The organism is Saccharothrix sp. 6-C (assembly GCF_016695385.1).
GTDB classification, from domain to species: domain Bacteria; phylum Actinomycetota; class Actinomycetes; order Mycobacteriales; family Pseudonocardiaceae; genus Actinosynnema; species Actinosynnema texasense.
Window position 1 is genome coordinate 331,342 of sequence record NZ_CP064192.1, and the last position, 21,642, is coordinate 352,983.

Below are 21,642 nucleotides of genomic sequence, written 5' to 3' on the forward strand. Positions count from 1 at the left end.
AACGTCGGGGTAACGGGCCGTTCTTACGGTTCCCACAACGGGAAATCGGTGTCCGGGAGGGTCCAATGAGCACGGTGGTGGAGACCGAGGGCGTTGCGCCGCAGGCGAAGCGCGGCGGTCGGTGGATCGAGCACTGGGAGCCGGAAGACCCGTCGTTCTGGGAGGCGCGGGGCAAGCGGATCGCCCGCAAGAACCTGGTCTTCTCGATCCTGGCGGAGAACCTGGGCTTCACGGTGTGGAGCCTGATGAGCATCGTGGTGGTGAGCCTCGGCCAGGTCGGCTTCAGCTTCAGCGTCGGCCAGACGTTCTGGCTGCTGATCGTGCCGAACCTGGTCGGCGCGGTGCTGCGCATCCCCTACACGTTCGCGGTGCCGAGGTTCGGCGGGCGGGCGTGGACCACCATCAGCGCCGGCCTGCTGCTGATCCCCACCACGATGCTGGCGATCGCGGTGTCGGACCCCGGCACGCCGTACTGGTTCTTCCTGCTCACGTCGGCCGCGATGGGTTTCGGCGGCGGCAACTTCTCCTCCTCCATGGCGAACATCTCGTTCTTCTACCCGGAGGGCAAGAAGGGCCTGGCGCTCGGCCTGAACGCGGCGGGCGGCAACCTCGGCGTGGCGATGGTGCAGCTGGTCGTGCCGATCGTCATCTCGCTGGGCACGGGCATCAACCTGGCCTACGCGGCGCTCGTCTGGATGCCGTTCGTCGTGGTCGCGGCGGCGTGCGCGTGGTCGCTGATGGACAGCCTCACCCAGGCCAAGCCGGACGGCTCGTCGTACAAGAAGGCCATGTCGAACAAGCACACGTGGGTGATGTCGTTCCTGTACATCGGCACGTTCGGCTCGTTCATCGGCTTCTCGTTCGCGTTCCCGTCGCTGATCAAGCTGAGCTTCGTCGAGTACAAGGGCTTCGTCGCGCTGGCCTTCCTCGGCGCCCTCATCGGCTCGGTGAGCAGGCCGTTCGGCGGCTGGCTCGCCGACCGGTTCGGCGGCGCGCGGATCACCGTGGCCGTGTTCGTCGGCCTGGCCGTCGGCACGGTCGGCCTGCTGGTCAGCATCGAGGTCCGCAGCTTCGCGCTGTTCTTCGGCTCGTTCATCGCGCTGTTCGTGCTGGCCGGCATCGGCAACGGCTCGACCTACCGGATGATCCCGGCGATCTTCGCCGCGCAGACCGACGACATCCGCTCCGCCAAGCGGCAGGCCGCCGCCGTGGTCGGCATCGCGGGCGCGATCGGCGCGTTCGGCGGCGTGCTGGTCAACCTGGTGTTCAAGTTCTCCCTCGAGGGCAGCAAGACGCTCGCGCCCGCGCTCACCGCGTTCCTCGTGTTCTACGGCCTCTGCCTGGCCACCACCTGGTGGTTCTACCTGCGGCGGCGGGTCTTCGCCCGCGTGCCGAGCCTCGCCTACGCCGGGGTGTGACGCACACAACGCTCTGAAGTGCGGCGTGAGGCTGCTTTAACGCCTGCGCAACATTCGCGACCTTGGCACGACACGGTGCCCGGTGAGCATTGACCCGGGCAGAAGAAGGGATTGGTCCCATGACGCGAACGCTCGTAGTGGTCGGTCACGGCATGGTCGGGCACCGTCTCGTGGAGGCGCTCCGCGAGAAGGACGCCACCGACCAGTGGCGGATCGTCGTGTTCGCCGAGGAGACCCGCCCCGCCTACGACCGGGTCGCGCTGTCGTCTTACGTGGACAGCTGGGACGCGGGGTCGCTGAGCCTCGCGCCGCACGACGACGACGCGGTCCGGCTGCACCTGGACGACAAGGTCGTGCACCTCGACCGGGACGCCAAGGTCGTGCGCACCGCGAAGGGCCGGGTGCAGCCCTACGACGCGCTGGTGCTGGCCACCGGCTCGGTGCCGTTCGTGCCGCCCGTGCCCGGCCGCGACCTGCCCGGCTGCCACGTCTACCGCACCATCGACGACCTGGACGGCATCCGCGCCACGGTCGAGTCGGCCCGCGCGGCCGGCCGGCACGCGGGCATGGTGCTCGGCGGCGGCCTGCTCGGCCTGGAGGCGGCGAACGCGCTGCGCGGCATGGGCATCTCGCCGCACGTGGTCGAGCTGGGCCCCCGGCTGATGCCGCTCCAGGTGGACGAGGGCGGCGGCGGCCTGCTCAAGCGCCTGGTGGAGAAGCTGGACCTGACCGTGCACACCGGCACGTCCGCGTCCTCCATCGAACCGGACGGCGAACGGCTCATCGCCAAGCTCTCCAACGGCGTCGAGCTGGACCTGGACGTCGTGGTGTTCTCCGCGGGCATCCGGCCGCGCGACGAGCTGGCCCGCTCGTTCGGCCTGGCGGTCGGCGAGCGCGGCGGCATCGTCGTCGACGAGGCGTGCCGCACCTCCGACGAGCACGTCTACGCCATCGGCGAGTGCGCCAGCCTCGACGGCGTGGTGTACGGCCTGGTCGCGCCGGGCTACTCGATGGCCGAGGTGGTCGCCGACCGGCTGCTCGGCGGCGCCGCGCGGTTCCCGGGCGCCGACATGTCCACCAAGCTCAAGCTCCTCGGCGTGGACGTCGCCTCGTTCGGCGACGCGCACGCCAAGCAGGAGGGCGCGCTGGAGGTCGTCGTCAACGACGCCGTGGCCGGCACCTACGCCAAGGTCGTGGTGTCCGACGACGCGAAGACCCTGCTCGGCGGCATCCTGGTCGGCGACGCGTCCAAGTACACGTCGCTGCGGCCCCTGGTCGGCAGGGCCCTGCCCGGCGACCCGGTCGCGCTGATCGGGCCGGAGGGCGGCGTCGAGCTGACCCTGCCGCACGACGCGCAGGTGTGCTCGTGCCACGCGGTCACCAAGCAGCAGATCGTGGACGTGGTGAACTCCGGCGAGGCCGTCGACGTGCCGGGCATCAAGGCCTGCACGAAGGCGGGCACCGGCTGCGGCTCGTGCGTGCCGATGCTGAAGAAGCTGCTCTCCGAGTGCGGCATCGAGCAGTCCCGCGCCCTGTGCGAGCACTTCGACCACTCGCGCGCCGACCTGTTCGAGATCATCCGCTCCACCGGCATCACCACCTTCACCGAGCTGATCTCCCGGCACGGCCGCGGCTCCGGCTGCGACCTCTGCAAGCCCGCCGTCGCCTCGATCCTCGCGTCCCTGGACAACGGGCACGTGCTGGAGGGCGAGCAGGCCGCCCTCCAGGACACCAACGACCGGTTCCTGGCCAACATGCAGCGCAACGGCACCTACTCGGTCGTGCCGCGCATCCCCGGCGGCGAGATCACGCCGGAGAAGCTGATCGTCATCGGCGAGGTCGCCCGCGACTTCGGCCTCTACACCAAGATCACCGGCGGTCAGCGGATCGACCTCTTCGGCGCCACCGTCGACCAGCTCCCGGAGATCTGGAAGCGCCTGGTGGACGCCGGGTTCGAGTCCGGGCACGCCTACGGCAAGGCGCTGCGCACGGTGAAGTCGTGCGTCGGCACCACGTGGTGCCGCTACGGCGTGCAGGACTCCGTGTCGCTGGCCATCGCGCTGGAGCTGCGCTACCGCGGCCTGCGGTCGCCGCACAAGCTCAAGTCCGCCGTGTCCGGCTGCGCGCGCGAGTGCGCCGAGGCGCGCGGCAAGGACTTCGGCATCATCGCGACCGAGAACGGCTGGAACCTCTACGTCGGCGGCAACGGCGGCTTCACCCCGCGCCACGCCGACCTGATCGCGTCCGACGTGGACACCGAGACCCTGATCAAGCTGATCGACCGGTTCCTGATGTTCTACATCCGCACCGCGGACCGGTTGCAGCGCACCTCGACGTGGATCGAGTCGCTGGAAGGCGGGCTTGACCACCTGCGCGACGTCATCGTCGACGACAGCCTCGGCATCTGCGCCGACCTGGAAGCGGCGATGGCCAAGCACGTGGACAACTACGCCGACGAGTGGCGCGGCGTGCTGGAGGACCCGGAGAAGCTCTCCCGCTTCACCTCGTTCGTCAACGCGCCCGGCACGCCCGACCCGACCATCAGCTTCCGCGAGGAGCGCGGCCAGAAGGTGCCGGTTCTGCTGGGTGTTCCCACTGTTGGCCAGGCGGAGGTTTCCCGATGACACCTGTGTGCGAGTTGAACGCCCTGCAGCCCGACCGGGGGGTGGCGGCCCTGCTGCCCGACGGCTCCCAGGTGGCGGTCTTCCTCACCTCGGCCGGGACCGTGCACGCGCTGGGCAACATCGACCCGTTCAGCAGCGCGGCCGTGCTGTCGCGCGGCATCGTCGGTGACCGCGGCGGCGTGCCGGTGGTCGTGTCCCCGGTGTACAAGCAGGCGTTCGAGCTCTCCACCGGCAAGTGCCTGGACGACCCCTCGACCGGGGTGCCGGTGCACCCGGTGGTCGTGACCGACGGTGTTGTCGAAATCGGGTCAATCCAGGTCGGGTCACCGTGAACGCCGCCCCGCTGGCCGGGTACACGGTCGGTGTGACCGCCGCCCGGCGGGCCGACGAGCTCGGCGCCCTGCTGGAGCGCAAGGGCGCGACCGTGCTGCACGGTCCCGCCATCCGGATCGTGCCGCTGCCCGACGACGCGGAGCTGCTGGCCGCGACCAAGGCGGTGGTGGAGGAACCGGTGGACGTCGCCGTGGCGACCACCGGCATCGGCTTCCGCGGCTGGGTGGAGGCCGCGGAGGGGTGGGGGCTCGGCGCGCGCCTGCTGTCCCGGCTGTCCGGGGCGCGGGTGCTGGCCAGGGGGCCGAAGGCGCGGGGCGCGGTGCGTGCCGCCGGGTTGGTGGAGGCGTGGTCGCCGGAGGGGGAGAGCAACGCCGAGCTGCTCGACCACCTGCTGCGGTCCGGTGTGTCCGGCCTGCGCATCGCCGTGCAGCTGCACGGCGAGCCGCTGCCGGAGTTCACGTCGACCTTGCGCGCGGCCGGTGCCACGGTCGTCGAGGTCCCCGTCTACCGCTGGACCGGCCCGTCCGACCCCGCGCCTCTGGAACGGCTGCTGGAGGCGGTGCTGGCCGGCCAGGTGGACGCGCTGACGTTCACCAGCGCGCCCGCCGCCGCTTCCGTGCTGCGGACCGCCGAGGCCATGGGCAGGCAGGCCGAGCTGGTCTCGTTGCTGCGCCGGGAGGTGCTGGTGGTGGGTGTCGGCTCGATCACCGCGAGCCCGCTCGTCGCGGCCGGCGTGCCGGTGGTCCAACCCGCCCGCGCCCGCATCGGCGCGCTGGCCCGTGAACTGACCCTGGAACTGCCCGCCCGCGCCACCAAGCTGCGCATCGCGGCCCGTGACGTGGAGCTGCGCGGCCAGGCGGTGGTCGTGGACGGCGAGCTGCGCCCCGTCCCGCCCGCGCCGATGGCCGTGCTGCGCGTCCTGGCCGCCGCGCGCGGCCGGGTCGTGTCCCGCCGCGACCTGCTGGCCGCGCTGCCCAGCGGCGGCGAGGAGCACGCCGTGGAAACCGCCGTCGGCCGGCTGCGCTCGGCGCTGGGCGAACCGCGCATGGTCGCCACCGTCGTCAAGCGCGGTTACCGCCTGGCCATGGACCCCGCCGGAGTGGCCGTATGACCCTGGTTCTCGTCGCGCACGGCACCCGCGACCCCGCCGGCGCCGTCGTCGTGGAGGAAATCGCCTCCCTGGTCCGCGCCCGCCTCGGCGGCGTACCCGTGCGGGTCGCCTACGCCGACGTGCGGCAGCCGGACGTCACCTCCGTGCTGGGGTCCGTCGCCGGCCCGGCCGTCGTCGTCCCCGCCTTCCTGGCCGCGGGCTACCACGTCCGGGTGGACATCCCGGCGCAGGTGGCGGCCTCGGGCCACCCCGACGCGGTGGTCACCGACCCGATCGGCCCGGCCCTCGTCCCGGCGCTGCTGTCCCGCCTGGCCGAAGCCGGCTGGACGGCGGGCGACTCGGTGGTCCTGGCCGCGGCGGGCTCCTCCGACCCCCGCGCGCTGGCCGACGTCCGCGCCATCGCCACCGCCCTGTCCCGCCGGGTGGGCCCGGTGAGCATCGGCTACGCCGCCACCGCGGATCCGCGCATCGGCGACGTGGTCGCCTCCGCCTCGGGTCGCGTGGCCGTCGCCTCCTGGCTGCTGGCGCCCGGCCTGTTCCACCGCGTCGTCGCCGACTCCGGCGCCGCCGTCGTCGCCGCCCCGATCGGCGCCCACCTGCGCGTCGTGGAAGCCGTCCTGCTGCGCTACTACGAGGCCCGCTGCTTCCAGGACGTCGCCTGACCCGCGAGTCCTACGTTCAGCACGCGCGTGTCCTACGTCCGGAACGTGCGTGTCCTACGTTCGCGCACCCCGAGTTGAACGCTCGGGCGCGGGCGGGCGCGCGCGGGCACGGAATAGTTGAGGGTTCAACCAGGTTGACTCGGGCGAGGCCGCCGGAACCAGGGGCGGTCACCCTTCGAGGAGGCAGCCATGCCCGCCGTCACCGCCGACACCCTGACCCTGCCCCGTCTCCCGGAGCTGCCCGAAGCCACCACGGCGTGGCGCGGGGTGCGCCGGGTCGTGCGGGCGCAGCGGTTCCTCGAAGGCGAGGGCTTCCAGGTCCGCCGCCCGTTCCCGGGCGTCGAGCTCGCCGACGCGGACCCGTTCCTGCTCCTGGACCACATGGGCGCCGTCGAGTACGGCCCCGGTGAGGCGAAGGGCGCGCCCTGGCACCCGCACCGCGGCTTCGAGACCGTCACCTACATGATCGACGGCGTCTTCGAGCACCGTGACTCGACCGGCGGCGGCGGGGTGATCACCAACGGTGGCACGCAGTGGATGACCGCCGGTTCCGGCGTGCTCCACTCCGAGCTGCCCTCGCAGGAGCTGGTGGCCCGGGGCGGGCTGTTCCACGGCGTGCAGCTGTGGGTCAACCTGCCGAAGGCCGCCAAGTGGACCCCGCCGCGCTACCAGGACATCAAGCCCGAGAACACCAGGCTGCTGTCCAGCGACGACGGTGGCGCGCTGGTCCGCGTGATCGCCGGCGACGTGGCGGGCCACCAAGGCCCCGGCATGACGCACACGCCGATCACCTACCTGCACGCCACGCTCACCGCCGGGGCACGGCTGACCCTGCCGTGGCCGGAGGACTTCACCGCGATGGTGTACGTCCTGTCCGGACGCGGCACGGTCGGCACGGACCGCCGCCCGCTCGAAGAGGGCCGACTGGCCACCTTCGGCGACGGCGCCGCGCTCACCATGCGGGCCGACACCACCTGGGACGTCCTGGTCCTGGGCGGGCTGCCGCTGCGCGAGCCGGTCGCCCGCTACGGGCCGTTCGTGATGAACACGCGGGCCGAGATCCTGCAAGCCGTCGAAGACTTCCAAGCCGGGCGACTGGGCGTCACGCACGTGCCGCACGTCACCGCGGCGGACGAGGAGCTGTCATGACCGATGTCCGCGAACTGCTGCGCAAGGGACGCCTGTTCCGCGCGTCCGGCGACCCGAGCGGCGCGGCCCGCTACCTGGCCGAGGCCGCCGAGCACGCGCCGGAGGACCGGACCGTGCTGACCGAGCTCGCGCTGGCGCACTTCCAGTCCGCCGCGCTGGGCAAGGCCGAGGGCGTGCTGAAGACCCTGGTGGACCTCGACCCGTCGGACGGCTACACGCGGCTGCTGCTGGGCCGCACGCTCAGCCGCCAGAGCAGGCACGCCGAGGCGCTGCCGCAGCTGCGCCTGGCCGCCGCGATCACCCGGGACCCGGAGGTCGGGTCCGAGGTGGCCCGGGTCGAGGCTCGGCTCAGAACAGGGCCGGAGGCTCCTCCGCCTTCTCCTTGACCGCGTCCTCCCAGCGGTACGTGCGCAGGTCGACCTTGCTCCCCTCGACCACCACACCCTCCTCGCGCAGCCGTTGCAGCTGCTCGTCGGCGATGTGGGGCGCGCACGTGCCGTTGGCGCGGAGCACCCGGTGCCACGGCAGGTCGAGCCCGTCCTGGTTGAGCACCTGCCCGACCAGGCGGGGCGACGGCGCGCGGGCGATGTCGGCGACGTCGCCGTAGGTCGCGACCCGGCCGCGCGGGATCCTGCGCACGACGGCGCGGACCATCTCGTGCAACTCTTCGTCCACCCGCACAGTGTCGCAGGCGTGGTGCCGCTGCCGCGCAGACGGCGGGGCGGACGGCGGGGCAGACGGCGGGGCAGACGGCGGGGCGGACGGCGGGCACGCCTCGCCGGGACGCGACCCCGCGAGGCGTGCCGCGCGGGGCGTGTCGGGGGGTCGTGGTTCCATGCTCCCCGTGGCAGGGAACAGGGCGCCGTTGTTGGTGCGCCGGGTGCGGCAGGAGGAACCCCGGCGTGACTGGGACGCGCCCGCACGCGCCGTGTTCGACCACGCGGGCGGGCCGTTGCGGGTGCTCGGCGGTCCCGGCACGGGCAAGACGACGTTGCTGGCCGAGGTCGTGGCGCACCGGGTGCTGCACGGCGGTGTGCACCCGGAGAACGTGCTGGTCCTCGCGCCCAACCGGCGGGCGGCCGAGGCGATGCGCGCCCACATCACCCGCCTGCTGACCGGCGCCCGGGCCGACGGCGTCCTGCCGACCACGCAGGAGCCGCTGGTCCGGACCGTCCACTCCTACGCCTTCGCGGTCCTGCGCGCGCAAGCCGTCCACCGGGGCGAACCCGCACCCCGCCTGCTGTCCGGCCCCGAGCAGGACGCGGTGGTGCGCGAACTGCTCGCCGGCGACGTGAGCATGGGCGCCCTGAAGTGGCCGGAACGCCTGCGTCCCGCGCTCGCGCTGCCCGCCTTCGCGCACGAGCTGCGCGACCTGATGCTCCGCGCCACCGAACGCGGCTTCGCCCCGGAGGACCTCACCGAGCTGGGCCGCAAGCACTCCCGCGAGGAGTGGGTCGCCGCCGGCCTGTTCGCCACCCAGTACGAGCAGGTCAACCTGCTGGCCAGCAGCGGGCAGGGGCACGCGCCGTCGTTCGACGCGGCCGAGCTGGTCGGCAGCGCGCTGCTGGCCTTCCAGACCGAGCCGGACGTCCTGGCCGCCGAGCACCGGCGCGTGCGGCACCTCCTGGTCGACGACGCCCAGCACCTCGACCCGTTGCAGCACGAGCTCATCCGCGTGCTGGGCGAGGCCGCGCACGAGTTCGTCCTCGCGGGCGACCCCGACCAGGCCGTGTTCTCGTTCCGCGGCGCGGACCCCACCCTCCTGGCCGAGGCGGACGGCCCGGCGGTCGTGCTCACCGCGGGCTACCGGATGGCGCCGGAGATCAGGGCCGCGGTGGGCCGCCTCGCCGGCCGCCTGCCCGGCGCGTCACCCACCCGAACGGTCTCCCCGGCCGACGGCACGGGCAACGTCCAGGTCCGCCTGTTCGCCTCCGCCGCGCAGGAAGCGAGCTGGGTGGCCGACCAGCTGCGCCGCGCCCACCTGATCGACGAGGTGCCGTGGTCGCACATGGCCGTCGTGGCGCGCTCGGCCACCAGGTCGCTGCCGGTCCTGCAACGCGCGCTCCTCGCGGCGGGCGTCCCGGTGGCCGTGCCGCGCGACGAGCTGCCGCTGGCGCGCCAACCGGCCGTGATGCCGTTCTTGGCGCTGCTGCGCTGCGCGGCCGTGCCCGGCACCCTCGACGAGGACACCGCCGCCATGCTCCTGGCGTCACCGCTCGGCGGCGCCGACCCGCTGGCGCTGCGCCGCCTGCGCCGCGGCCTGCGGCGGCTGGAACTGGCCGCTGGCCGGGACCGCCCGAGCGGCGAGCTGCTGGTCGAGGTGATCGAGTCGGACGACCGGCTGGCCGCGCTGGAGGACGCCGAGGCGCAGCCGGCCCGCCGCGTCGCCGGCCTGCTCCGCAAGGCGCGCAAGGGGATCGCGGACGGCCTGACCGTCGAGCAGGTGCTGTGGGAGCTGTGGCAGACCACGGGCCTGGAGCTGCGCTGGGTGGCGCAGTCCGCGCGGCACGGCACCGTCGGCATGCAGGCCGACCGGGACCTGGACGCGATCGTGGCGTTGTTCGAGGCCGCCGCGAAGTACGTGGACCGGCTGCCCGGCTCGGGCGCCGAGGGTTTCGCCGACTACCTGGCCGCGCAGGAGATCGTCGGAGACACGCTGGCCGCCGCCGCGCCCACCGGCGAAGCGGTGTCGGTGCTGACCGCGCACGCCGCCGCGGGTCGCGAGTGGACGGTCGTGGCGGTGCCGGGCGTGCAGGAGGGCAGCTGGCCCGACCTGCGGCTGCGCGGGTCGCTGCTCGGCGTGGAACGCATGGTCGACGTGGTCGCGGGCGTGTCGACCGAAACGGTGTCCGCGGTCGCGCCGATCCTGGCCGAGGAACGGCGGCTGCTGCTCGTCGCGGCGAGCCGGGCCCGGCGGACGTTGCTGGTCAGCGCGGTGCGCGGGGAGGACGAGCAGCCGTCGCGGTTCCTGGACGAGATCGAGGAGCTGTCGACCGACGAGCCGGAACGGCCGACGTTCACCCCCGAGCGCGGGCTGGTGCTGGCCGAGCTGGTCGGCGAGCTGCGCCGGGTCGTGTGCTCCGACGACGAGCCGGCCGAGCGCCGGGACCGCGCGGCGGCGCAGCTGGCCCGGTTGGCGGCGCAGGGCGTGCCGGGCGCGCACCCGGACTCGTGGTACGGCTTGGCGGAGGTCACCACCGACAGTCCCCTGTGGACCGACGAGCACACGGTCAGCGTGTCGCCGTCCACCGTCGAGACGCTGGCGAAGTGCCCGCTGCGCTGGGTCGTCGAACGGCACGGCGGGCAGGACCCGGCCGAGCTGGCGTCGATCACCGGCACCCTCGTGCACGCGCTGGCGCAGGCCGCCGCGACCGGCGCGAACGAGAAGGAGCTGCGGGTCAAGCTGGACGAGGCGTGGGCCGCGGTGGACGCGGGCGCGCCCTGGTTCTCCCGGCGCGAGCGGATCCGGGTGGAGCGGATGCTCGACACGTTCCTGGGCTGGCTCGCGTCGAGCCGCTCGCAGCTCACCCAGGTCGCGGTCGAGGAGGAGATCTCGGTCGAGATCCCCCGACCGGACAGCGGCCCGAAGCTGCGCGTGCGGGGCCGCGTCGACCGCCTCGAGACCGACCGCGACGGCCGGCCGGTCGTCGTGGACGTGAAGACCGGCAAGTCGCCGGTGAGCAAGGACAAGGCGCAGGAGCACCCGCAGCTCGCCGTCTACCAGCTCGCGACGGCGCTGGGCGGCTTCACGCACCTCGGCCTGGGTACCGACCCGGGCGGCGCGCGCCTGCTGTACGTGGCCAAGGAGGACCGCAAGACCGGCGCTGTGGAGCGGGAGCAGGTGCCGCTGGACGAGCAGGGCGTGCGGGTGTGGCTGGAGGCCGTGCAGCTGGCCGCCGGGTCCAGCGTCGGGCCGTCCTACCAGGCCAGCGAGAACGCGGACTGTGACCGCTGCCCGGCCCGCACCACCTGCCCGGTGCACTCCTCCGGCCGCCAGGTCAGCCACTAGCGCGGTCCTGACCAGCCAATTCGGCCTCGCCCTGCGGGTCGCCGAAGCCGGCCGGACCCGACCACGGAGAATGCGGGACGTGGTCGTGCCGAACGGGGTCGAACGGGTGGCGGGTGAGCCGGTGGCGCTCGCCGGCCCGTTCGAGGTCGCCGAGGCGCTCGGCCTGCCCAAGCCGACGCCCGAGCAGGCCGCCGTCGTCGCCGCGCCCACCGCGCCCGCGCTGGTCGTGGCCGGCGCCGGGGCGGGCAAGACCGAGACGATGGCCGCCCGCGTGGTCTACCTCGTCGCCAACGGCTTCGTCACGCCCGACCGGGTCCTCGGCCTGACGTTCACCCGCAAGGCCGCGCGCCAGCTGTCCGACCGGGTCCGGCTGCGGCTGCGCCGGCTCGGCGGCTCCACCCTGCTCGACCGGCTCGACCCCACCGGCGAACGCCGGGCCGCGGTGCTGACCACCGAGCCGGTCATCCTGACCTACCACGCGTACGCGGGCAGGCTCGTCGGCGAGCACGGCCTGCGGCTGCCCGTGGAGCCGGGCGTGCGGCTGCTCACCGAGACGGCGGCGTGGCAGCTCGCGCACCGCGTCGTGTCGACCTGGAACGACGACCTGGACACCGACAAGGTCCCCGCGACCGTCACCGGCTACCTGCTCGCGCTGGCCGGCGAGCTGGGCGAGCACCTGGTCGACCCGGTCACGCTGTGGCGGCACGCCGAGCGGCTGTGCGCGGTGATCGAGAACGCGCCCAAGACCGCCCGGCAGCGCGACGGCCTGCCGGAGTCGCTGAAGGCCGTGGTGAACGCCCAGCGGCTGCGGGTCAACCTGATCCCGCTGCTGGAGGCCTACCAGGCGCGCAAGCGGCGTGAGGCGGCGATGGACTTCGCCGACCAGATGTCGCTGGCCGCCCGGCTCGCGTCGGAGCACCCGGAGGTCGTGCGCGGCGAACGGGAGCGCTACGGGGCCGTGCTGCTCGACGAGTACCAGGACACCGGTCACGCCCAGCGCGTGCTGCTGCGGTCGTTGTTCGGGCGGGGCGAGCCGATGCCCGTGACGTCCGTGGGCGACCCGGCGCAGGCCATCTACGGCTGGCGCGGCGCGTCGGCGGCGAACCTGCCCCGGTTCGTGCACGACTTCCCGCCCGCGAAGAAGTACGGCCTGCTCACCAGTTTCCGCAACCCGCCGGAGGTGCTGGCCCTGGCCAACGCGGTGTCCGCGCCGCTGCGCGCCACGGGCCTGGACGTGGACGAGTTGCGGGCCCGTGACGGCGCCGGGCCGGGCGACGTGCGGATCGGGCTGTTCGACGACGTGCGGCAGGAGCTGGACTGGGTGGCCGACACGGTCGCCGCGCAGTGGGAGCAGCACCTGGACGGCAGCGACGAGCCGCCGACCGCCGCCGTGCTGGTGCGCCGCCGTTCGGACATGGCGAACATCGCCGCGGCGCTGCGGGAACGCGGCCTGCCGGTCGAGGTCGTCGGCCTGGGCGGGCTGCTGGACGAGCCGGAGGTGCGCGACCTGACCAGCGCCCTGCGCGTGCTGGTCGACCCCCTGGCGGGCACCGCCGCCGCCCGCCTGCTCACCGGTTCGCGCTGGCGGGTCGCCGCGTACGACCTGGCGGCGCTGTGGACGCGGGCACGTGACCTGGCGGGCGCGCCGAGCAGGCAGTCCGTGGCGGCCGACCCGCTGGCCGTGATCGCCGACGCGCTGCCCGGCGAGCACGCCGAACAGGCCGGTCTCGCGGACGCCCTGGACGACCCGGGCGACCCGACCGCCTACTCCGCCGAGGGCTACCGGCGCATCCGGCGGCTGGGCGCGGAGCTGTCGTCGTTGCGCCGCCGCCTGGTCCAGCCGCTGCCCGAGCTGGTCGCGGACGTCGAGCGCACCCTGCTGCTGGACATCGAGGCGATGGCGCGACCGGGCGGTGTCGGTCGGGCGCACCTGGACGCGTTCGCCGACGTGGTCAACGACTTCGCCGCCGCCAGCCCCTCGGCCACCCTGCCCGCGCTGCTGGACTACCTCTACACCGCCGAACAGGCCGAGGACGGGCTGGAACCCGGCGAGGTGGAGGTGGCCGAGAACCGGGTGCAGGTGCTGACCATGCACTCGGCGAAAGGCCTGGAGTGGCACATCGTCGCCGTGCCGCACGTGGTGAAGGACGTGTTCCCGGGCCGGAAGAAGTCGTCGAGCTGGCTGCGCTCGGTGGCGGAGCTGCCCGCCGAGCTGCGCGGTGACGCCGAGGACCTGCCGAAGCTGCGCATCGCGCCCGACGCCAACCGCAAGGAGGTGGAGGAGGCGCTCGCCGGGCACGAGGACGACTTCGACGCCCGACGGCTGGTGGAGGAGCGGCGGCTGCTGTACGTGGCGCTGACCAGGTCCGAGCACAGCCTGCTGGTGTCGGGGCACTGGTGGGGCGAGACCGGCGACAAGCCGAAGGGGCCGTCGGCGTTCCTGACCGAGATCCGGGAGTCGGTGCTGGCCGCCGACCACCCGCCCGCCGACATCTCCCACTGGGCGGCCCGGCCGGCCGACGACGAACCCAACCCGCTCGCGTCGCAGACGAAGACGGCCCAGTGGCCGACCGACCCGCTGGGCAAGCGCCGTGCCGCCGTGGCCGGGGGAGCCGAGCTGGTCCTGACCGCGCTGGACCGCCACCTCTCCGCCCCTCCCGCCCCACCCGCCCCACCCGCCGAACCGTCCGCGGCCGACCTCGACCTGCCCCCCGAGCCCCCGGCCGACGACCTGCCCCCCGACCCGCTGGACCTGCCCGAACCCCCGGACCACGAGCCGGACTTCGAGCCGGATTTCGAGGCGGACTTCGAACCGGGTGCGGAGCCGGAGTTCGGGCCGGAGCTCGGGCCGGACTCCGCGGTCCCGCCGCCACCCGACGCCCCCGAAACGTCCGAAGAAGTCGAAAGCCCCGAAAGCCCCGAGGTCTTCGACGACGACGACGACCCGGAGGGCTGGGCCCGCGACGTCGACGTGCTCCTCGCCGAACGCGCCGCCGCGGCCGACCGCCGGGAACGGGTCGTCCTGCCCGACCACCTGTCGGTCAGCCAGCTCGTCGAGCTCGCCGCCGACCCGGACCTGCTCGCCCGCCGGCTGCGCCGTCCCCTGCCGTTCCCGCCCAACCCGCTGGCCCGCCGCGGCACCGCGTTCCACACCTGGCTGGAACAGCGGTTCGGCGCGAGCCGCCTGTTCGACCTGGACGAGCTGCCCGGCGCGGCCGACGACGGCGCGGCGCCGGACACCGACCTCACCCGCCTGCAGGACGCGTTCCTGGCCAGCTCGTGGGCCGACCGCGTGCCGCACGACGTCGAGGTGCCGTTCGAGGCGGAGATCGACGGCCTGTCCGTGCGCGGCCGGATGGACGCGGTGTTCGCCGACGACGACGGCGGCTGGACCGTGGTCGACTGGAAGACCGGCGCGGTGCCGGAACCCGACCGCCTGCCGGCGCTGTCGGTGCAGCTCGCGGCCTACCGGCTGGCGTGGGCGGCGTTGACCGGCACGCCCGTGGAGAAGGTGCGGGCGGCGTTCCACTACGTCCGCCAGGACCACACGCTGCGCCCCGCCGACCTGCTGGACGCCGACGGCCTGCGCGAGCTGATCCGCTCGGTCCCGGCCTAGGTGTTCACCCGCGCGTGCGCGGGCACTTCCTTCAACACCCGGTCGTAGAGCACTTCCAGCAGCCACCGCCCGAACAGCGACGGCCCGAACTCCGTCGACCGGTCCTCCGGCGGCACCAGCAGCTCGGCCGCGCCCGCGGCGTCCACCGCGACCACGCCGATGCCGTAGTAGTCCAGCTCGATCAGCGGCCACGCCTGCTTGCCCAGCGGAGCCGGGAGCACCACCGAGCAGGGCGCGAGCGTCATCAACGTCCCGCACGACTGCAACGCGCGGTCCACCGTGGACTCACCCACCAGCACACCGACCAGCTCGACGGCCGGCACGGGCAGCCGGTCGTGCGCCGACGGCTCGAACCACGAGCGGAACCACGAGGGGTCGGCCTGCGGCGGCCAGCCGTTCGCGCTGCGCCACTCGTGCACATCGGCACGAACCCGCACGACGGCCGACACCTGGTGACCCAGCACGGCGACGTCGGGCACGACGATGCCGCGCCAACCCAACGCCGACGCGGCGGGGTGGAGGAGCGGTTGCACTCGGGCATCCTAGGACTGGTTGCGGTTTCAATGACAGACCCTCGGCCGCGCTGGGTGTCGAACCCAGTGCCGAGAGTGATCAGGGAGTTGAGCGTCCCACGCGCAAGGCCCACAGGATCAGCGGCACCTGCAACGGCAACCGCCCGTACGCGACGGCCTTCACCCTGGGTGACTTCGCCCGCAGGTCGTAGGCCATCTTGACGTTCGCCGGGAACACCGCCGCGAAGAACCCGGCCGCCAGCTTCCCGCCGACACCCCGCGTGCGCGGCACGGCCACCGTCGCCGCCAGCGCCAACTCGGCGACCCCGGACAGGTACGTCCAGGTCCGGGGCTTGCCGGGCAGCGCGCGCGGCACGATCGCGTCGTAGGGCTTCGGCTTGGCGAAGTGCGTGACACCCGCGACGCCGAGCAGCCCGGCCAGCGCGAGCGCCGACCGGGAACGGGAACGAGTGGGTTCCATGGGGTCACCCTGTCACGTCGTCCGGCGAACGGCGCTCCCAGGGCTCCTCCGGGGTTATCCTCCCCCACCGTGAGCGGTGATCCCGAAAATCCCGGACAGCCCGAGCGGGCGGCCGTCGCCGCGTTCGCCGACGACTTCCTCGTCGGCCTGCGCGAGTGGCTGGCCATCCCGTCGATCGGCGCCGACCCGGCCCACCACGGCGACGTGGCCGCTTCCGCGCACTGGCTGGCCGACGCGCTGCGCCGCGACGGGTGGCCCGACGTGCGGGTCTGGGACGAGGGACCGGCACTGCCCGCCGTGTACGCCTGTTGGCCCGCCGCCGATCCCGAAGCGCCGACCGTGCTCGTCTACGGCCACCACGACGTGCAGCCGGTCGACCCGGTCGAGCAGTGGCACCACCCCCCGTTCGAGGCGACGGTGATCGGCGAGGAGCTGGTCGGGCGTGGCGCCAGCGACGACAAGGGCCAGGTCGCGATGCACCTGCTCGGCGTGCGGGCGCACCTCGCGGCGACCGGCGCGGCGCAGCCCTCGGTGACGGTGAAGCTGTTCGTGGAGGGCGAGGAGGAGTCCGGCTCGCCGTACCTCACCCGGCTGCTCGACGAGCACCGCGACGACCTCGCGTGCGACCTCGTGGTGTTCACCGACACCCCGCTGTACGGGCGTGACGCGCCGACCGTGTGCACCGGTCAGCGCGGGGTGTACGGGGCGGAGGTCGTGTTCACCGGCGGGAGGTCCGACGTGCACTCCGGGCGGGCCGGCGGCAGCGTGCCGAACCCGGCGACGGCGATCGCGCGGCTCGTCGCGGCGCTGCACGACGAGGACGGGCGCGTCCAGCTGCGCGACTTCTACGCCGATGTGACCGAACCCACCGCCGCCGAACGCGCCGACTACGCGGCGTTGCCGTTCGACGAGGCGGAGTGGCTGGCGAACGCCGGCGGAGCCCAAGGCCTGGCCGGCGAACCCGGCTGGTCGACCCTCGAACGGGTCTGGGTGCGGCCCACGGCGGAGGTGAACGGCATCGAGGGCGGCTACACCGGGCCGGGGCTGAAGACGATCGTGCCCGCGCGGGCGTCGGTGAAGCTGTCGTTCCGGCTCGTGCCCGACCAGCGGCCGGAACGGGTGGCGGACGCGCTGCGCGAGTTCGTGGCCCGGCACACCCCGGCCGGGCTGCACGCCGAGGTGATCGCGCGCGGTGACGGCGTGCCGCCCTACGCGGTGGACGTCTCCCACCCGGCCGTGGAGGCGGTGCGCGACGCCGTGCAGGCCGCGTTCGACCAGCCCGTGCGGTTCAGCCGGACGGGTGGCTCCGGTCCGGCGGCGTTGCTGCACGGGTGGCTCGGTGTGCCGGTCGTGTACCTCGGCGCGACGTTGCCGGATGATCGGATCCACGCGCCCGACGAGCGCGTCGTCGTGCCGCTGCTGCTCCGCGGCGCCGAGGCCGCCGCCCGGTTGTGGCGGCTACTCCCGGAGAGGCTGTCATGATCCGCCGCATCGACCCGGGCGAGCCGCTGGCCGACCGGCCCGGCCACTCGCTCGTCGGCGTGATCAGGATGCCGGACACGGTGCAGAGCCCGGTCCGCGCGATCCTGAAGCGGGTGGTCGGCGCTCTCGGCGCGCTCATGGCGGCCGTGCTGATCGTGTACATCGACCGCGACGGCTACCGTGACGTCAACGGGGACGGCCTGTCCCTTTTGGACGCGGTGTACTACGCGACCGTGTCGCTGTCGACCACCGGGTACGGGGACATCGCCCCGGCCAGTTCGTCGGCGCGGCTGGTCAACGTCCTGGTGATCACCCCCCTGCGGGTGCTCTTCCTGATCGTCCTGGTCGGCACGACCCTCGAAGTGCTCACCGAGCGTTCGCGGCAGGCGCTGCGCATCCAGAAGTGGAGGATCAAGGTGCGGGACCACGTCGTCGTCATCGGGTACGGCACGAAGGGCCGGTCCGCCGTGAGCGCCCTGCTGGGCGACGGCGCCGAGCCGGGCTCGATCGTCGTGGTCGACACCACCCAGGAGGCCTTGGACGCCGCGTCCGCCATCGGCCTGGTCACCGTCCACGGCTCCGGCACCAGCAACGACGTCCTGCGCGTGGCCGGCGTCGCCCGCGCCCGTGCCGTGGTCGTCGCCGCGAACCGCGACGACACCGCCGTCCTGGTCACCCTCACCGCCCGTGAGCTGGCGCCGAAGGCGCAGATCGTCGCTTCGGTGCGGGAGCGGGAGAACGAGCACCTGCTGCGCCAGTCCGGCGCGGACTCGGTCGTGGTCTCCAGCGAGACGGCGGGCAGGCTCCTGGGCATGGCCACCGCCACCCCGTCCGTGGTCGACATGGTGGAGGACCTGCTGACCCCGGACGCGGGCCTGGCCATCGCCGAGCGGGACGTGGAACCGTCGGAGATCGGCGGGTCGCCTCGCCACCTGCCGGACATCGTGCTGGGCGTGGTGCGCGACGGCACCCTCTACCGGGTGGACGCCCCGGAAGCCGACGCCGTCGAAGCGGGCGACCGCCTCCTCTACATCAAGAAGGTCACCCCACCCCGCGAAGCCTGACCACTCCGCCCCGTCCGCCCACCTGGCACCGGCCCACCCGCCGCCGACGCCGGGTGGGCGTCATTCGGCCAACGGGATCCGCACCTCGAACGCGGCCCCGACCGAATCACCCCTCCGACCGCCTCCACCCACCTCGCCCAGCTCCCCGCCCTGCCGACCAGCGCCCGCCCCAGGCGGCTCGCTGTCCTTCAGGTCTGGGCTCGCGCCGGGCAGCCCGCCGCCCTGCCCCTGCTTCTCCGCCACAGCCTCAGCCTTCGGGCCGGTGACCGGAGCGGGCGGTGCCAGGTCCATCTCCGGTGTGGCGGTGGCGGTGGCGACTTGGTCGGGGTCGATGCAGGACAGTTCGCCGCCGTGGGCGCGCGCGATACCGCGGGCGATCGGGAGTCCCAGGCCCGAGCCGCCGGAGCGCTGGTCCCTGGCCTCGTCCAGGCGCACCAGCCGGTCGAAGATGCGTTCCCTGTCCTCCGGCGGCACGCCCGGGCCGTTGTCGGACACGACCAGCCGCGCGAAGCTGCCCACCCTGGACACGCGCAGCCGCACCCTGCCCGACGGGCCGGTGGCCTGGCGGGCGTTGTCGGCGAGGTTCGCCAACACCTGGGCCAACCGCTGCGGGTCGCCCGAGACGAACGCCGGCTCGCCCTCCGCGACGATGTCGAAGTCCGGCGCGAGCAACCGCGTCCGCGCCACCTCGGCCTCGGCCAGCGCGAGCAGGTCGACCCGTTCCCGGTGCAGTTCGAGACCGGCTTCGATGCGTGCCAGCGCCAGCAGGTCGTCGACCAGCCGCCCGGCCCGCCGCGACTCGCGCACCAGCAGCAGGTTCAACCGCTCCCGCTCCTCGGCACCGGCGGTCTGCATCAGCGCTTCCGCGACCGCCTGCACGCCCGCGATGGGTGTCCTCAGCTCGTGCGCCGCGTCGGCCACGAACCGTTTCGTCCGCTCCTCCGATCCCTCCAACGAGTCCAGCATGTCGTCGAACGCGGCCGCCGTCCGACCGAGCTCGTTGTCCGCCCGCGACGGGTTGAGCCGGTACCCGCGGTTGCCGCGCGCGATCGACCGGGCCAGCGTGGTCATCGCGTCCAACGGCGCCAACGCCCGCCGGACCACCAGCAGCATCGCCCCGATCGTCACCGCCAGCGCGCCGATCCCGGCCAGCAGCAGCAACCGCCGCAGCCTGGTCTGCGCCGCCGTGATCACCGCGGTCTCCGCGTACACCGTGATCTTCGACCCGTCGATCAACTGCCGACTGACTTCGTTCGCCACCTCCTCGTCCGGCTTGTTCCCGAACACCGTCCCGTCCGGCATGACCAGCCAGACCTCCACGCCCCGACCTTCGAGCCGGTTCGCCAGTTCCGCCCCGCGCACCCGCTGTTTGACCAGCTGCTGCGCCACCCGCGCCTTCTCCAGCAGCGCGGTGTCGACGTCCCGCTTGGACTGCGCCGCGAACAGCGCGTCCACCAGCAGCACGACGCCGATCAGCACGACGCCGAGCACCCCGATCGCGGACAGCGTCACCCGTCGGCGCAGCGAGACGGTCCGCAGGCTCACGTCTCGTCCGCTCTGAGCACGTAGCCCAGCCCGCGCACGGTGTGCAGCAACCGCGGCCCGTGCTCCTCCAGTTTGCGGCGCAGGGCGCTGACGTGGACCTCGACCAGGTTCGGGTCGTAGTCCTCGTAGCCCCACACCGCGGTGAGGATCTGCGTCTTGCCCACCACCCGCCCACGTTGCGCGGCCAGGTACCGCAGCAGGCGCAGTTCGGTGGCGGTCAACTCGACCGGCGCGTCACCCCGCAGCACGACCGCCGAGTCGGCGTCCACCACCAGGTCGCCGATCTGCACGGTCGACGGCGTCCGACCCAGCCGCCGCAGCACCGCGCTCACCCGGGCGACCAGCTCGGCCAGCACGAACGGCTTGACCACGTAGTCGTCCGCGCCCTGGTCGAGCCCGCGCAGCCGGTCGGACACCCCGTCCCGGGCGGTCAGCATCACCACCCCGGCCCCGCACGTCCGCCGGATGACTTCCAGGAGCATGAAGCCGTCCCGGCCGGGCAGCATCACGTCGAGCACCACCAGGTCCGGCCGGAACCGGACCAGGTCGCCCTCCAGGTCACGACCGTCCGGCCGGACCTGCACCTGGTAACCCGCGTCCCGCAGGGCGGAACTCACCGCGGCGCCGATCGCCTCCGCGTCCTCGATCACCAGCACCCTGGCAGCAGTCGACACCTCCTTATTCTGCGTCGCGTCGCCCAGCACGGCCGCAAGGCCGTGACGAGGCCGGAAAGTGACGGTCACCCGTCAGCGCCTGCCCGGGCACCGCCGCACCCACCCGTCGCCGCCTGTGGGCGGTTGGTCGCGAGGGGCGATGACCTCGGGTGCGGTCGCGGGTGTTGTCGGGTCAGGCGGTGAGGGCGGGATAAGCCCAGGGACAGTGACGGTCCCTCGTCAGCGCATCTGCCCGCCCATCGCCACACCCACACGTCGCCGCCTGCGGGTGGCTGGTTGCGATGGGTGATGACCCTCGGCGAGGTCCTGGGTGTCGGCAGGTTGGGTGGTGAGGCCGGGACGGGGCCGGACGAGTGGCGGTCACTCGTCGGCGCCTGCCCGGCATCGCCGCACTCACCTGTCGCCGCCTGCGGGTGGCTGGTTGCGGCGGGTGATGACCCTCGGCGAGGTTCTGGGTGTGGGCAGGTTGGGTGGTGGGGCGGAACGGGGCCGGACGAGTGGCGGTCACTCGTCGGCGCCTGCCCGGGCATCGCCGCACCCACCCGTCGCCGCCTGCGGGTGGCTGGTTGCGACGGGTGATGACCCTCGGCGAGGTCCTGGGTGTCGGCAGGTTGGGTGGTGAGGCCGGGCCGGGACCGGACAAGTGAGGGCTATCCGTCGGCACCTGTCCGTGCATCGCCGCACCCATCTGTCGTCACCGGTGGGCGGTGTGGTCGTGACGGGTGATGACCCTCGGGCGAGGTCCTGAGTGTCGGCAGGTTGGGTGGTGGGGGCGGGACGGGGCCGGACGAGTGGCGGTCACTCGTCGGCGCCGGCCCGGGCATCGCCGCACTCACCCGTCGTCACTTGTGGGCGGTTGGTCGCGACGGGTGATGACCTCGGGTGAGGTCGCAGGTGTTGTCGGGTCAGGCCGTGAGGGCGGGCCGGGCCTGGCGGTGGCGGTTGTCGGTGCGCCCGGAGCG

General features: G+C 73.6%; 16 protein-coding genes. 11 read left to right on the forward strand and 5 right to left on the reverse strand.

All coding sequences use genetic code 11. From position 1 onward, the window contains the following. Positions 1 to 65 precede the first annotated feature (65 nt). The 7 genes from IOD16_RS01615 to IOD16_RS01645 all read left to right on the forward strand — a co-directional run bounded on the left by IOD16_RS01615 (position 66) and on the right by IOD16_RS01645 (position 7,683). A complete protein-coding gene (locus IOD16_RS01615) occupies positions 66 to 1,418 on the forward strand; it encodes an MFS transporter (RefSeq protein WP_123744003.1) in 1,353 nt (450 codons plus the stop codon). Between the two features lie 119 nt (positions 1,419 to 1,537). Next, positions 1,538 to 4,042, forward strand: coding sequence for a nitrite reductase large subunit NirB (gene nirB, locus IOD16_RS01620; RefSeq protein ID WP_201438613.1), 2,505 nt, complete (start codon positions 1,538 to 1,540; stop codon positions 4,040 to 4,042). After that, positions 4,039 to 4,374, forward strand: coding sequence for a nitrite reductase small subunit NirD (gene nirD / locus IOD16_RS01625; RefSeq protein ID WP_201438614.1), 336 nt, complete (start codon positions 4,039 to 4,041; stop codon positions 4,372 to 4,374). The genes nirB and nirD overlap by 4 nt, the downstream gene beginning before the upstream one ends. Next, on the forward strand, positions 4,371 to 5,486 hold the full coding sequence (locus IOD16_RS01630; protein WP_201438615.1) for a uroporphyrinogen-III synthase: 1,116 nt from the start codon (positions 4,371 to 4,373) through the stop codon (positions 5,484 to 5,486). The genes nirD and IOD16_RS01630 overlap by 4 nt, the downstream gene beginning before the upstream one ends. Then, positions 5,483 to 6,148: a sirohydrochlorin chelatase gene (locus IOD16_RS40825; RefSeq protein WP_201438616.1), complete on the forward strand. Its 666-nt coding sequence runs from the start codon at positions 5,483 to 5,485 to the stop codon at positions 6,146 to 6,148. Before IOD16_RS01630 ends, IOD16_RS40825 begins: the two co-directional genes overlap by 4 nt. A 189-nt stretch (positions 6,149 to 6,337) precedes the next feature. Further along, positions 6,338 to 7,297 carry a pirin family protein gene (locus IOD16_RS01640; RefSeq protein ID WP_201438617.1) on the forward strand — a complete coding sequence of 320 codons (960 nt, stop codon included), beginning with the start codon at positions 6,338 to 6,340 and terminating at the stop codon, positions 7,295 to 7,297. Beyond that, on the forward strand, positions 7,294 to 7,683 hold the full coding sequence (locus tag IOD16_RS01645; RefSeq protein WP_123743997.1) for a tetratricopeptide repeat protein: 390 nt from the start codon (positions 7,294 to 7,296) through the stop codon (positions 7,681 to 7,683). Before IOD16_RS01640 ends, IOD16_RS01645 begins: the two co-directional genes overlap by 4 nt. On the opposite strand, the gene IOD16_RS01650 is transcribed toward IOD16_RS01645, so the two are convergent. Continuing rightward, a complete protein-coding gene (locus IOD16_RS01650) occupies positions 7,646 to 7,972 on the reverse strand; it encodes an MGMT family protein (protein WP_123748116.1) in 327 nt (108 codons plus the stop codon). The two genes, IOD16_RS01645 and IOD16_RS01650, sit on opposite strands and share 38 nt — an antisense overlap. 160 nt (positions 7,973 to 8,132) lie before the next feature. Here IOD16_RS01650 and IOD16_RS01655 point away from each other — a divergent pair, with 160 nt between their 5' ends. After that, entirely contained in the window at positions 8,133 to 11,306 is a 3,174-nt protein-coding gene (locus IOD16_RS01655; protein ID WP_201438618.1) for an ATP-dependent helicase, read from the forward strand. A gap of 70 nt (positions 11,307 to 11,376) precedes the next feature. Beyond that, positions 11,377 to 14,922, forward strand: coding sequence for an ATP-dependent helicase (locus IOD16_RS01660; RefSeq protein ID WP_201438619.1), 3,546 nt, complete (start codon positions 11,377 to 11,379; stop codon positions 14,920 to 14,922). Here the strand turns inward: IOD16_RS01660 and IOD16_RS01665 are convergent. Further along, a complete protein-coding gene (locus tag IOD16_RS01665) occupies positions 14,919 to 15,455 on the reverse strand; it encodes a hypothetical protein (RefSeq protein WP_201438620.1) in 537 nt (178 codons plus the stop codon). The two genes, IOD16_RS01660 and IOD16_RS01665, sit on opposite strands and share 4 nt — an antisense overlap. Before the next feature lie 79 nt (positions 15,456 to 15,534). Beyond that, on the reverse strand, positions 15,535 to 15,915 hold the full coding sequence (locus IOD16_RS01670) for a DoxX family protein (protein ID WP_123743993.1): 381 nt from the start codon (positions 15,913 to 15,915) through the stop codon (positions 15,535 to 15,537). Positions 15,916 to 15,984: 69 nt separating this feature from the next. Here IOD16_RS01670 and IOD16_RS01675 point away from each other — a divergent pair, with 69 nt between their 5' ends. Together IOD16_RS01675 and IOD16_RS01680 are read left to right on the forward strand one after the other, a co-directional pair. Next, complete coding sequence (locus IOD16_RS01675) at positions 15,985 to 17,397, forward strand: M20/M25/M40 family metallo-hydrolase (RefSeq protein WP_201438621.1); 1,413 nt, start codon at positions 15,985 to 15,987, stop codon at positions 17,395 to 17,397. Next, a complete protein-coding gene (locus IOD16_RS01680) occupies positions 17,394 to 18,461 on the forward strand; it encodes a potassium channel family protein (protein WP_201438622.1) in 1,068 nt (355 codons plus the stop codon). Before IOD16_RS01675 ends, IOD16_RS01680 begins: the two co-directional genes overlap by 4 nt. A gap of 60 nt (positions 18,462 to 18,521) precedes the next feature. Here the strand turns inward: IOD16_RS01680 and IOD16_RS01685 are convergent, their stop codons facing one another. Next, entirely contained in the window at positions 18,522 to 20,006 is a 1,485-nt protein-coding gene (locus IOD16_RS01685; protein ID WP_236594680.1) for a sensor histidine kinase, read from the reverse strand. Continuing rightward, the gene (locus IOD16_RS01690; RefSeq protein ID WP_123743990.1) at positions 20,003 to 20,680 is read right to left on the reverse strand and encodes a response regulator transcription factor; all 678 of its coding nucleotides are present in this window, start codon (positions 20,678 to 20,680) and stop codon (positions 20,003 to 20,005) included. Before IOD16_RS01690 ends, IOD16_RS01685 begins: the two co-directional genes overlap by 4 nt. Between the last annotated feature and the right edge of the window lie 962 nt (positions 20,681 to 21,642).

Excerpts from the sequence above, each read along its gene's own strand:
- IOD16_RS40825 (WP_201438616.1), top strand. The coding sequence starts at position 5,483 with ATGACCCTGGTTCTCGTCGCGCACGGCACCCGCGACCCCGCCGGCGCC.
- IOD16_RS01645 (WP_123743997.1), top strand. The coding sequence starts at position 7,294 with ATGACCGATGTCCGCGAACTGCTGCGCAAGGGACGCCTGTTCCGCGCG.
- nirD (WP_201438614.1), top strand. The coding sequence starts at position 4,039 with ATGACACCTGTGTGCGAGTTGAACGCCCTGCAGCCCGACCGGGGGGTG.
- IOD16_RS01640 (WP_201438617.1), top strand. The coding sequence starts at position 6,338 with ATGCCCGCCGTCACCGCCGACACCCTGACCCTGCCCCGTCTCCCGGAG.
- IOD16_RS01680 (WP_201438622.1), top strand. The coding sequence starts at position 17,394 with ATGATCCGCCGCATCGACCCGGGCGAGCCGCTGGCCGACCGGCCCGGC.
- IOD16_RS01615 (WP_123744003.1), top strand. The coding sequence starts at position 66 with ATGAGCACGGTGGTGGAGACCGAGGGCGTTGCGCCGCAGGCGAAGCGC.
- IOD16_RS01670 (WP_123743993.1), bottom strand. The coding sequence starts at position 15,915 with ATGGAACCCACTCGTTCCCGTTCCCGGTCGGCGCTCGCGCTGGCCGGG.
- nirB (WP_201438613.1), top strand. The coding sequence starts at position 1,538 with ATGACGCGAACGCTCGTAGTGGTCGGTCACGGCATGGTCGGGCACCGT.
- IOD16_RS01660 (WP_201438619.1), top strand. The coding sequence starts at position 11,377 with ATGCGGGACGTGGTCGTGCCGAACGGGGTCGAACGGGTGGCGGGTGAG.
- IOD16_RS01655 (WP_201438618.1), top strand. The coding sequence starts at position 8,133 with ATGCTCCCCGTGGCAGGGAACAGGGCGCCGTTGTTGGTGCGCCGGGTG.